The organism is Candidatus Gracilibacteria bacterium (assembly GCA_041660965.1).
GTDB lineage: Bacteria > Patescibacteriota > Gracilibacteria > BD1-5 > JAGOOR01 > JAGOOR01.
The window spans coordinates 441,995-456,471 of the sequence record JBAZVH010000001.1; the positions used below are offsets into that span (position 1 = coordinate 441,995).

The following is a 14,477-nucleotide window of genomic DNA, read 5'->3' on the forward strand; positions in this document are numbered from 1 at the left end:
TTCATTATATGTAAAAAATTTTATCCAGAAACAAAATTATAGCAAATGATAACACTCGATGCTGCAATGTAAAATTACTTATTTTCAAATATATGTAAACTGCTGTCTTATACGCACACTTCAAAAAAAATATACTAATACGGCAGTGCTGTCAGAATATCGGGTCTCTTCTCTGACAAACTACCCGTGACATGGAGCGTGCAAAGATCCAATGCTCACGAGTTCCCCATGGGCTCAATACGGAATCGCTCGAGATCTTGGGCTGCGGCATCTTGCCAGTTTTTTGGGGCAATACACTCGCGTATAGTTGGCCCCTGCGCACAGTATCCTTTTGGAATATTTGGCTCTGTAGTACCTGTGCCATCGATGGCTTTTAATACTCCACCTTCGATCTTCAGTGATCCTCCGCGAGTATTATAGGTCAGGAGTCGTCCATTGATCACGAGACGACGAAGACCGGAAGACGCAGCCGTAAGATCAGTTTTATCTGAGATCCAGTTTTTTGCTCCTCCGCCGACTCCATTCATCAGAGCTCCATCAGCTATCAGAGTTGCATCGATTTTTGTCACAGACGGATCGACATAGATATTGCCTCCTTGTCATCCACTATCTTTTTGCGCGATGATAACGAGAGATGATGATGACGTTGAATATTTTATATTATCATCTATCTGAATATCAGCACCCACGACATAGACGACAATAGGTTTGGTGACAGACGCACTTTCGGCTTGTTTGAGGGTGAGTAACTTGTTTGTTCAGTTGACCTCGAAATAGTAATACCCTTGCGTATTATGTACAGTGAGAGCATCACGACATCATCCCGATGTGAGCGGTTTAATATATGCACCATCACTTGTTATATCTGAGAGAGATAGTGACGCACCATCGCCCAGCAGTGTCGCACAATACTTGCTCGTAATATAGGTCTTGATATTGCTCGCCAATTTCGATTGAAATGATAGTGTTTGTGCTCTACGTGCGGGATCACTCAAGAGATATCCTCGTTTTTCTTTTTCATTATTTATCGAATCATCCACTCGTTTGTAGAGTCCATAAATATCTGTCTCCTGCTCATAATTCCTCAGATCGACAGTCGTGGTATCATCTGAGAAACAGGCAGAAACAGAGGTATCTGGATAGGCGCCTTTTCGGACATTACCAGCATTATCGAGCACACAGTAGTATATTTTTTGCGTTGCTGGGTCAAAGGATGCTGATATGATTTCCTGAGTTTGTTCGGACGATAAAGGTGCGCCTGTGCCTGGGGAAAAGGAAGATTCGTTACAATAATCATCAAATGGATTGATAGTAGCACTCATTGGCACGGGTGATGATACTTTTGGAGTACCAGTATGTATACCTGATTTCCCGATTGATTCTGTGAATTTCAATGTCACAGTTTGTGGCCCGACCGTAGGAGGCACAGTTGTACAATTATGACATATTGGCGGAATTGTGTCGATTTTCAGCTCTGCAACAGATTGATCTGCAGTATTACCTGCTGTGTCGCTCACAGTGATTGTGTGCATAGCTGTGACAGCATCGAAGGATTTGAGATACGATCTCGGGGTGGCTAACGCCGGATTACTGATAAAATTCCATGGTTCTTCTGGAAGTGGCACTTTCCTGACAGCACTCTTGCAGGCACAGATATTAGATGGATTCTTGGTGTCCGGCGATAAGAAGAGAACATTCTCGTTGAAGGTATTTGCACATTCTATTACTGTTGTGACTGTTTTATTGGTCCACGTATTACTCGTAAAATAAGGAATTCATACACCTGTACTCTCATTATACAGAGTATAATATGAAATAGATGAGGTTGGAATTTTATTGTCCCACGTTGACCCCTGTATTTCTTGATATTGCCCTGGTTTTGTTTCTATTTCTATTTTTGCTCAGGAAGTGATTTCGACGAAACATTCTGAAATATTAGTTGGGATATTTTGTGGCGTTGCGCTAGTACACACCATAGTAATAGGCGTCTCGATATTATTTATCTTAAATAGGAGAGAACGGGTATAATTTGTACCATCAGGGGTAAGTGATGTATACAAATCTGTCTTGCATTCTTCATAATAAGCTCCTGCACTATCACAACCAATATTATAGTTTGTAGTAGGAAACTTGGTACAGAGTATATTGTCATCTACGCCGGGGATTTCCATCCTATATGGCTCTCCCGCACATTCTGCTGGAGTACCGATACATATCGTCGCCGCACATGCTGGGCTAGTGACAAATGTCGTCGCATCGAGTCACACATAGCAGGATATGACCGAGGATGTTCCGTGATAAAACGTATGATACTGTGCAGGACCTAGATCTGATATGGATGGTATAATCGTATTTATGGCGAGTGATTCTAAAAATATAGTATCCTTGCGAAGCTCAAATGATTGAGCTCATGTAAGATCAGTCGTACTCTGACACAGAAAATACAATGTCTTGTCGCCTGCAACATCAAAAACATAATCAGAAACAGGGAGTATAAGAGGACTCTCTGTATCATATACAGATATTTTTTCGCATGCAGTGGCTGCAGGCACACACTGATCCAATGCACAACTCCACACGTTACCAATAGGGCAACATGCTGCCTCACTACACGATGATGCACTAGGGTCTCATTGACATGTGAGTCATCCTTCGCAGGTATCCTGTTGTCCGAGACAATCAGAGCACAGACATCCTTCATTGATATCACAGACAGTGTCATTGTCACATACAACAGTATTGCCACAATTATAAGTGTTCGCAGCTATGTCTGCAACGGTACAACATTGTGGGATGTTAGTGGAATCGGAAACAAAGGTGGTATTGATTGGGCAGCCAAGTATCTCACAAGTGGTGCCATTCCACGTACTACCAGCTGCACAATCTACAGACATTGAAGCATTCGCAAGGAGATTACTATTATGGATTAAGAAGAAATTTCTCGTCTTACTGCTATCATACGGTACCGTGTAGCTGACAGCAGTTCCATCTGTCTGAGTCGATATTGTGATAGTAGTTGGATCTGTGCTGCTCGTCGGTGTAGTGACCGCAGTATCTTTCCCAGCAATAAGGTCGGCGGTTGTCCAGGTAAGAGTGGTAATACAGCTACTTTGTCCTGCGGGAATAGTACAATTACTTGCGGTGAGTGTCCCTGATGGTCATGCAGTCGTAGAAAAAGTAGCATCTACAGTATAGGCAGTACCCGTAGTATTCATGGCATATCCTCGATAATGATAGAGAGTGTTTGGATTGGGAAGTACTATATTTGTAATGATGAAGGGTCCTATTGTTGTGGATCATTCTGCCTGGCAATCAATAGTTCATACTGCGGGACTTCCATCAGCATTCACTGATGGATTGAGTGATGTGCCCCAGCAGACACCACGACGAAAGAGTGGTGGTGGGACTCAGACAGAGGTCACACGAGCTCAGAGCGTTGCAGAGCTAGACGTGATGGCATCATCAGTTGGAGTATCGATGGTTGGAGGTGTATCTCCGAGACAAATACTCCCATTCCATGTACTGCCAGATGCACATTCTGCTGTGGCAGTAGCACTCTTGATCTCAACAGCATTGTTATAGAGGAAGAAGTTTCTGAAACCATGCTCAACTAGGTATGTTGCCGTGCCTGTATTTCCCGTTGCTACCGTGATATTCGTCGGTGTTGTGACAGCAGAGTCCGTGATAGGGTTTATGGTGGTCCAGGTAAGAGTGGTAGTACAGCTACTTTGTCCTGCGGGAATAGTACAATTACTCGCAGTGAGTGTCCCTGATGGTCATACGGTTGTAGAAAAAGTAGCATCAGGAGAATATCCTGTACCGGTAGTATTCGTCGCATATCCTCGATAATGGTACGTGGTACTCGGACTCAATCATGATCGTAGGTGAGAAAATTCTCAAAGTGTTGTCGCTCATTCTGCCTGACAGGTTGATCCAGCGACTCAGAGTCCAGGATTTGCTGAGAGTCCCCAACACGTTCCACGTTGTGAGATAACTGCTGGAATACCGAGGGAGGTGACTGTCGCTCACAAAATGGCACTTGTCCCATTTATGGATGTTGCGGTGGGAGAGGTGATAGTGGGAGGTATATTCGCCAAACAAACTACTCCGCTCCATGTACTGCCAGATGCACATTCTGCTGTGGCAGTAGCACTCTTGATCTCAACAGCATTGTTATAGAGGAAGAAGTTTCTGAAACCATGCTCAACTAGGTATGTTGCCGTGCCTGTATTTCCCGTTGCTACCGTGATATTCGTCGGTGTTGTGACAGCAGAGTCCGTGATAGGGTTTATGGTGGTCCAGGTAAGAGTGGTAGTACAGCTACTTTGTCCTGCGGGAATAGTACAATTACTCGCAGTGAGTGTCCCTGATGGTCATACGGTTGTAGAAAAAGTAGCATCAGGAGAATATCCTGTACCGGTAGTATTCGTCGCATATCCTCGATAATGGTACGTGGTACTCGGACTCAATCATGATCGTAGGTGAGAAAATTCTCAAAGTGTTGTCGCTCATTCTGCCTGACAGGTTGATCCAGCGACTCAGAGTCCAGGATTTGCTGAGAGTCCCCAACACGTTCCACGTTGTGAGATAACTGCTGGAATACCGAGGGAGGTGACTGTCGCTCACAAAATGGCACTTGTCCCATTTATGGATGTTGCGGTGGGAGAGGTGATAGTGGGAGGTGTGCCAACGCAAACTCCTGCCACATAAGAGTATCCTGGAGCACAAACCCAATCACATTGTGTCAGGGCATTACAAGTAGCTACGAGTGATGTGGTTGCATTATTGAGAGTCGGTGATGGACCGTCACTACATGGAATACTATTATTTGCTGGAGCTGTAGCGTCACAGGTATTAGTCAGACAGGACCCCCTATTCGCAGGATCTGGTCTTTGACCACCAGAACAAGGCAGCTTGCAGAGCACATCAGCTCTCCCTGAATCTCCATGGCATACCCATAAAAATTGTGTTGCATCAAATCATGGAACAGGGATGGTAAGGGGTATGCTCGTATAGTCACATAGATCCATCACTGCTCCACAGTCCCCATCCTTTGGTTTTGGTTTACTACACAACGGATTTGTCACATCCAATCCTCCATTGCCCTCACAAGCCCAATAATAATTATCGGCATCTTGGAAGGCGGATCCTGCTCGGAGTGTTCATTGAAGACACGTATTTTCTACCACAGGAGCCGACCATGGACATGCTGGTATATCAGAACTACAAAATGCATCAGTTCATCCAAGCTCTGGAAGTGTCCCAGGACAAATCCACAGATATTGTTGGGCAGTATCCACACGATCCTCGGCACTTGCATTTGAGATACATGTCATATGTGAAGCTCCACATACACCATTTGTTGGCAATTCTCCACAGAGAACATCATCCCCTGGAGGGGTCCCATCAGTTCCTCGACACCACCAGTTGGTGATGATGCCTGGGATAGGAATATATATTCAGCTGTTACACATAGCACCGCATATACCATTTTGACCTTCCCATCCACCTCATCCTGGGCACCAATTAGGAGGATTTGGCATCAGACATTCATCTTGACAGTTATTATTCGGACGAGTGGCATCGCAAGAATGTGAAATAGCTGTAGCACATTTGAGCTCATGATTGCAGCTTACTGGGTTCGCCGCTGTCCCCTCTTCTCCGTGCACTTCAGCTCCAAATGTATCGGTACAGAGCCGACGATTATAGCATCGTGGCTGTCTTGGTGTGCTACATATACTTTCTTCTTTTCCTATCAGAATCCCTTGTCCGTCAGCGGCATTCTGCTTATTGGCTATTGACTGGGTACAACAAAATTCATTCTCCTGGAGCACTCGACCATCACATAATTTATCGAGAGAGCATGCTACGACGCTCGCTCCAGACCTACATTCCCATGTGTATGCGGCCTGAGTTGGTGTTGTATTTTGAGGATCTCCTGTATTACACTGATATCTGAGATTGCCACAGATTGCTGGAGTATCTCCTGGAGGTTGTACGGTAGTCGAAGGAGGAGTTTCAGAACAAGGAACCCCATTCGGATCATATTGAAAGTTTCCACAGTGCCACGAACCTTCAGGCCATCAAAACGGATAATACGCAATGCCAGGGTTGCACATCCCGATGGTGACTCCACACGCTGGAAGAGTAGATGTGTCCGGAGGTGATGATGTATTAGGTGGTTCAGAAGTAGATGGTGGCCATGTGGTATCAGGTGGTGATCAAGTAGTATCAGGAGGATTGAAAGTGTCTAGAGGTGGTGAAGTATTTGGAGGGTAAGATGTGTCAGGTGGTGATCAAGTGTCTGGAGGAAACCATGTGGTGTCCGGAGGGTATGATGTGTCCGGAGGAGTAGTAACATCAGGAGGAAACCATGTGGTGTCAGGTGGTGATCAAGTAGTATCAGGAGGATATGAAGTATCAGGTGGTGTTCCTAATTCGCAATTCATACCACTATACCCTGGACCACACAAGCATACATATGTATTGAGATTATCTATACATATGCCACCCTGTTGGCAGGGGCTACTGGCACAATAGCTATATCCAGAATCTCCTGGGAAAAGCGAACATTTTTTAGTATCTGCATTGTCACTCCCATAACAAAACCAATCATTCCCAGAAATGAACCACAATAGAGAATTATTGGCACATTCACCTATCGTTACACCACATTCTGCAGTCACAACAGGGGTATTATCTGGGCAGTATACCATAGAATCATTCGCATAGTACGTGGTATATCCTGGAATTGGGGAATACGCTGATACATTTGCACACCTCCATGTCCCATAATATTCATCCAAATATCATTCTACTGAAGATTCTCCTTCGCCAGAACATGTACCAAAAATAGGTCCACACGTAGCAAGAGGAGTTACTGTTTGCGAAAAAGCAGAAAAAGCCGTATTCACCCACAATACCGACAGAATCGTCGGTAAAAAGAGAGCAATAAAAATACGTCGAATAATAAAGTGCATACTATATGTACACAACTATATTGAGAAACGGGCTTTTTGGCAAGCTCTTCGGAGAGAAAATTTTACAAAAATGAAAGAAAATCTTGCTTTCTCTGGTATTTCTGTTTCTCTACATTTTCTCTCATCAGGTTCTCTGATTCTCTGGTTTATCTGGTTATCTCGTAATCTGGTTCTCTTTTGTCCTTTCCTAGAAATTCACTTTCGTCAGAATATCTGGACGATTCATCGCCATCACACCAGTCACATGGAGCGTACACTGCGTCATATCTTCTGGCACTCGACTCACCACACGGAATCGCTCGAGGTCTTGGAGGGCAGCTATTTCAAGCTCGGTAAGGGCTGGGTCTGCAACCAGTGGCGGTCCAGCAAGAGTACAGGTAGCAGATGTGCCTGTCTTGGTAGCACATATCTCACTATTTGCCTGCCTGAGTAACTCTCCATCTACTCTCAATGATCCCCCTCGAGTATTGTAGGTCAGGAGTCGTCCATTGATCGTGAGAGGATTTTTGAGGACTCCGGCACTATCCTCAAACCAGATTTTTGGAGTGATGATATTGCTAGCCAGTGTACCATTCATCAGAGCTCCATCAGCGATGATAGTGGCATCGATACCCGTCACATCAGGATGGATATAGATATTTCCTCCATTCCCTGCACTGTCTTTTTGTGCGATAAAGACGAGAGAAGATTCTCGAGAGAAGTAATGGATATCTCCTCTGAGGTAGATATCGGCTCCGACAACAAGGACGACTTTTGAACCAGTAAGACGAGGCACTCATGCGAAGCTGACAACTCTGTTATTATCACTTCACTCGAAGTAGTAGTAACCATTGTTATTTCGCGTTTGTGCACCTTTATTCTTTGCTGCGTGCTGGAGTTCGGGAGTTGCTATGGTGATTTGTTCACCGAGATCGACAGTCATATTCGCAAACCCTGAATTATCCACACCACCAATCGTTGGATCGTACTGCTCTTTCACATAGGTCTGAATATTTTGTGCCAGATTGGTACGGAAGTCGCTTGACGGAGCTACTTTGGTGGAATCCGTGAGTTCGTAGCCATAGATTGGTGTGCCGATACGAGTGATGAGTAGATCCTGATAATAGCTCGGACTTACTTCATCGAGATTTGGAACTGTTTGTTGGCTGCCATCTGAGAAACATCCGATAAGAGTATCAGGGTCAAAAGGATAGGTTCCAATAAGTTCATTTCCAGCATTATCCTGGACACAGTAGACGATTTTTTGGGCGGTGGGATTATAGTTTATTTTCCCCGAAACAATTGGTCCAACTCCTGCGCCTATTGCTGGGAATGGAGCATAAAAAACTGGCAATGGAATATTTGGAGAGTGGCTTGTCGAAGTCCCTATTACATTACAGTTTGTATCAAAGATAGTACTAATGACGGCATCTTGGAGTACCACTGCCGTGCGAATACCACTTCACCAAAGACCAGATCCGCTCGTATTATCCGTTGCGCTCAATGTCACATCGAATGTACCATTATTTTTGTCCACCTCTGTCCCTGTTACACTCGGATAGATAGTATCCACTCCGAGGTTGATACTGACTTTACTCTTATCTGTATCATTATTCCCCGCATTGTCATAGATAAAGAACTGCTGGTTTTGAAGTGTTTCATTTCTGATAACGCGTTGGTAGGTGACGATATCCCTGAGCGGATTGGTCAGCCCCCAATCTGTCTGATCTGCTGCAGCATTGATATCCGCTTTGACGAGCCATGCACAGGTACAATTATCATTATTTTCTACGAGTTCATTGTTACAGGTAATAGTGGCAGTGATTGGTTTATTGAGCCATTTCCCATCAGTGGAAGTCAGAGTTTTACCATCAGCAGCAGAGACATTGTCGCCCCCTCCTGTCGCGCTAATGGATGCTAGAGGAGCATCGATATCGCGTGGTATCGGTTCATAGACGGTATGGTATTGGTTTGCTCCATCCTTGTAGGCCAATTCCTTTCCAGTTGGCAGAGAGACGATACAACGAAGAGTGTTATCGCCCGTTGTCTGTGGAGTAGCAGATTCACAGGTCATTTCTTTTACCACATCAGCACCATCCACACGGAATGTGACATTTTTCGTAAATGGTCCGGCGCCCAAGCTATTATATAGTTTTCCCTCTGTTGTCAGGATACACTCTGCATACGTATTACTCTCCGGATCACAGCCGATTTTATAGTTAATATCTGCTTCTATCGTGCAGAAGAGAAGTGGGTTTGCTGGCTCGATTTTATAAGCACTTGGCATATCACATCCCGATCCTCCACAACCAGTTTTTTGACACATCGAATTCGTACTATATCCATCTCCGACTCGGACCGCACACACTGTGGTTGTCGTTAACCCTTCTTGGAATGAATGCGCATTTTGAGCAGAAGCAAATCGTCCGAGATTCCCCGGAAGAACGCCGAGATAGGATAGCTCGAGAACGTCCTCACTATTATACTGGAGGAGAAATGGTGTAAGCGGGCTCACAACTTCTGGATCTCACTTTCGAGCATAACAGCTCACTGTCGCATTAAATGGAACTAGATCATTCCATTTTTCATATCCTATGGTATTTTCATAACTATTTGCGATTTGATCACATCATTGTACTTCGTCGCCTGCTGTTGCAACACGCACGTTGATCATTTTAGTACAAGCATTGGCTGTAGCATAATTATCCCCACTGTAGAGACATTCGACGGTATATGGAGTAGAACTCGCTGGTAAAGTAGTCGGGTAAAGAACTCTCGTTCCCCTGAGATAAGACTCACTCGTGACAGTAGTAAATGCTGGAGTACCCGCATTTGAAATCCTATATTTGAAAGAAGTCCCTAGATCGGCCGTACAATTAATATATGGCTGGTCCACATTTGCTTTCAATTCGCTTGGGGCTTCTGTAGTTATATTTCCTGCACACGTCATCGTACAGGCGATACCATTCCATGTTTGTCATGCAGCACACCCTACAGTATGTGCAAGTGCAGCGGATGCTGGTGAAGTACCAAATGTTGGACCTTTACGATTTGATTGTTTTGTGGTGATACTATAGGGCGTCTCACTTGGAGCAAGATTTGTGGTGATACTATACGCACCCCCCGTACATAGGACGCTGGGAGTCAGAGCATTGACGCCATTATAGAGTGTTACGAGTGTATTATTGAGACAGCTCCCCGTAAATGTCGGCGTCGTATCCGTCTCAGCTGAGGCCGTTGCCGGAGCACCCGATGGAGTAGTACATTGTGTAAATGTCGTCACTCCTGTTACAATACCGAGATTTTGCGCAGTACAGGCAAAATTTGCATTTCCTGTGAGTGTATTTCCAGATGCATTCACAGAAGTATCAAGAAACGACATCGGAATAGGATAGGTAACTATCTGATTATTGATGATAGGAATATGTATTATAGCATCACCCCGTACTTGCAATGACCCAACAGTTGCAGAAATTCCCGTATTTGACGAAATATCCGACAATACAATGACATCATCACTCGAATCAGGTCGGTCCTTTAGCGCATCATCCAGACACAAGACGTCGCTCTTCCAGTTATTTGGCTCGTTCCAGTTCGTAGGATCAGCAAGATAGGTGCCACAGAAGTACATCGTATTCTGAGTAGCAGGACAAGAAGCATTACGGACTTCCCAGCTCTCAGTAGAATACGTATCAAGCCATGAAATAATAGTTGGCGAGAGCGATTCTCGAGCGAGACAGTTATTTGAAAATGCTACAGGGTCTTCTCCAGTAAGTTCAGTAAGGGTTGTGAGACTACTATGAAATGATGAAATAAGATTATCTCTCAATTCTATCCCCACCAGTCAGGATAATCCGGTAGAATTAAAGGAGGTGAGTGAGTTGTTATTGAGATATAAGAGTGCAAGATTTGTGAGTCCAATTCCCGAGAAGGAAGTGAGTAAGTTGCGCTCAATGTGTAAGAATATGAGATCTGAGAGTCCAGTCCCCGAGAAGGAAGTGAGTAAGTTGTCATTGAGATATAATTGCCCGAGATTTGTGAATCCAGTACCATCGAAGGAAGGGAGTTGATTATCAGAGAGCCACAGACTTGTAAGATGTGTGAGTCCAGTACCATCGAAAGAGGTAAGTAGGTTGTTATCGAGATCTAAGGATAGGAGATTTGTGAGTCCAGTACCATCGAAGGAAGGGAGTTGATTATTTTCCAATTGCAAATCTATAAGATTTGTGAATCCAGTACCATCGAAAGAGGTAAGTAGGTTGTTATTGAGATACAAACTAATAAGATTTGAGAGTCCAGTGGCAGAGAAAGAGGTAAGCTGATTATTATCGAGATTCAAACTTGTGAGATACGGTAGCCCTGTGATAGAAACTGCATGAGTTCCTTGAAGATTATTGGCATATAAACTCAACACAGTAACATGGCCATCAACACAGGTAACGCCAAACCAACTACAGAAATCAGCAGTTGTGTTCCATCCTGTTTTATTTGTCCAGTTGGCTCCATCAGTAGCGGTATAAATACTCATAAGGGCTGCTCTTTCGGCTGTTCTTTGAATACAGTCTGCGCTGCCATCGAGTCCTCCATCCGTGAGAGTCCAATTATTCGGTGCGATATCGAGCGTATTTCGTGCTGCACCAGCAAGGCAGTATTTCGAATTTCCTCCATGAAATGAGATATTGGGTTTCACGGTTTGTGCTGACCAGCCAGATAATAGATTATCATAATTGATGATAGAAAGTGTGCTCTCGGAGAACATACCTGACATATCCGTGACATTGCTGACGTTCCAAGAGCCGATGGGTTGATCAAAGGCGGTGGTGTCAGCAAACATATAACTCATACCAGTCACATTGCTGGTATCCCAGGTACTGAGGGGTTGATTGAAGGAGGAGGTATATCTAAACATTGAACTCATATCCGTGACATTGCTGGTGTCCCAGGTACTGAGGGGTTGATTGAAGGAGGAGGCATCCTGAAACATATAATTCATATCCGTGACAGTACTCGTGTCCCATGTTCCGATGGGTTGATCGAAGGCGGTGGCGGTGTAGAACATCTTTTCCATATTCATGACGGCACTGGTATCCCATGTTCCGATGGGTTGATTGAAGGCGGTAGCAGATTGGAACATATAGGACATACTGAGGACAGCGCTCGTGTTCCAATTCTTGATAGTGTCTAATCCGCCATTATTGAAAGCGGAGGCGGAGTAGAACATGGATGACATATTCGTGACAGCGCTGGTGTCCCAGGTACTGAGGGGTTGATTGAAAGAGGTGGCACCATAGAACATACCTGACATAGTCGTGACAGCGCTCGTGTTCCAATTCTTGATAGTGTCTAATCCGCCATTATTGAAAGCGGAGGCGGAAAGAAACATGCTAGACATATCTGTTACCGAGCTCATATTCCATCATCCGATATCTTGATTAAAGGCGAGGGCATTACTAAACATACCAGACATATTCGTCACAGAGCTGGTGTTCCAAGATCCAATATCTCAGTTAAAGGCAGTGGTCCAGCCAAACATATTTCACATAGCCGTCACAGAGCTGGTGTTCCAAGATCCAATATCTCAGTTAAAGGCGGAGGCAGAAAGAAACATGGAATTCATATTTGTTACAGAGCTCGTATTCCACGATCCAATATCTCAGTTAAAGGCGGAGGCACCTTGAAACATAGCAGACATATCTGTTATAGAGCTGGTGTCCCATCATCCAATATCTTGATTAAAGGAGTAGGCACCATTAAACATAGAATTCATATTTGTTACACCTGCAAGATTTGGAGTATCTGAGGCAGCTCTCGTATAATTATTACACCCACGAAATGCAGATGCCATAGAGGTCCATGAATTGTCTCCCCACTGATCTACTCAGAGAAATTTTGATTTATCTCCAGTATTATTAAAGTATATTCTTGGAAATGTTCCCCTGATACGGATTTTTTGACTTACTTGAGGAGAACCATAGTCGTGAAGAATGGAAAAATATGTCGAAGGAGTAGTAGCATTGTAGGTTTCATCAAAGACGCCATCATTATTCCAGTCTATCTCAAAATTATAGGCAGTCGATGAAACAAGTGGGATTTTAAATGAATTCGCATTGGTGGGGGTCGTGTTCGTTGCGGTTCCGGTTGACGGAGAATTATTCGTCTTCACTGTGAACACAAAGTCAGTGTTATTGATAGCATCTGCACCGGCAAATGGCACTATGCTCAATGTCAATACAACAAACAAGAGTGCTCATGCACGAGAAAACAATGATTTCATACAAAAAAATTATAATTACTCCCATAAGCATATAGGGTTTTCGGAGAAAATGCAACTGTTTTAGCTGTATTTTTTCTCTTCTTAGAGCGGAGTACAGGATAAAATATATTGACTTCTATCTTTTTATTCTTTTCTGAAGAGAAAGAATATATTTCTTGCTTTTTTTGTAGTATTTTTGTGCCTGCTTTCCGAAAATACCTCCTACGTTTCCGAGGGCGTCAGATACCGTCTTTCCTATCTTGATAATCCAATCTGAGAGTGGGCTGGGTATGATACGCGCCAGCTTCCATGCTCACCAGACGATCAAGAGAAGGGCTATTATTTGGTTAAAATTGATGATTTTCCAGCGGGCAAGCAATCCAAAAAGATAGGAGACATTATCAGAAGAAGCATCATTCCACCATTCGCCGATAAACCACATCAATCCCCAGAGCACCGCTCCGAGACCTGCTGCTAGTCCTCTTTCTGGACGGAGCTTTCGTACGATATAGACAAGTGAAAATATGGCGAGCGTACAGAGCATATACACGAGTCCGAGTGGAAATCGTGGAAACTCTGCTAGGATGGGGTTATTGATATAGTCGACAGCGAAAATACTATTACTTCGTACACCATAGATTTGCCCTCCCAGAAACGCTCAAAAATACGCCATTATGGACCCAAATATCCATGATATCACGGTGATATCGAGCGTTTTTTCTTGATCCTCGTGATCTCTCGTCCTCATATGATACCAAAATACACTAAAAAATCCTAGCAACGCCGCGCCAGAACTAAAATAATAATCAGACATGAGAAAGAAGCTGAGAACGGGATAATCAAGAGAAAATGCTGATTTGGTCACCATGCCAGAATAGAGCATGATATGCATTATACGAGAGACGAGGAAAGTGCCGAGGAAAAATGAGAGAAGATTGATGCTAAAAAAGGAGGTATTGATATCATATTTTTTACCCAGTCTCCTGAGCATCCAATAAAATAAAAGAAAAGAAAGCGTCAATGCAACTCCAAACGTTGTGACTGGGATAGTCGTATCGCCAAAAGAAAATGAGTAAAGTTCTGGATACATAAAAAAAGAAATAAAAACAGATATTCTACGAAAAGTATAAAAGCAAAAGAAAAAATGCAAGAAAAGTGCTGTACAAAAAAGAGTATCCAAAGCAATATTTGTAGCATAATGAAATAAATACTATCCCCGTCATTCCAGCGAAAGCTGGAATCCATGTGACATCATGATTCCTTTG

3 protein-coding genes are annotated in these 14,477 nt (G+C 43.8%); all 3 read right to left on the reverse strand.

Going from position 1 to position 14,477, the window contains the following annotated elements; genetic code table 25:
- Positions 1-134 precede the first annotated feature (134 nt).
- Positions 135-6,980, reverse strand: coding sequence for a hypothetical protein (locus WC753_02245; protein MFA6080282.1), 6,846 nt, complete (start codon positions 6,978-6,980; stop codon positions 135-137).
- A gap of 187 nt (positions 6,981-7,167) precedes the next feature.
- A complete protein-coding gene (locus WC753_02250) occupies positions 7,168-13,233 on the reverse strand; it encodes a BspA family leucine-rich repeat surface protein (protein ID MFA6080283.1) in 6,066 nt (2,021 codons plus the stop codon).
- A gap of 115 nt (positions 13,234-13,348) precedes the next feature.
- Positions 13,349-14,302, reverse strand: a complete 954-nt coding sequence (locus WC753_02255) for a prolipoprotein diacylglyceryl transferase family protein (protein ID MFA6080284.1) — start codon at positions 14,300-14,302, stop codon at positions 13,349-13,351.
- Between the last annotated feature and the right edge of the window lie 175 nt (positions 14,303-14,477).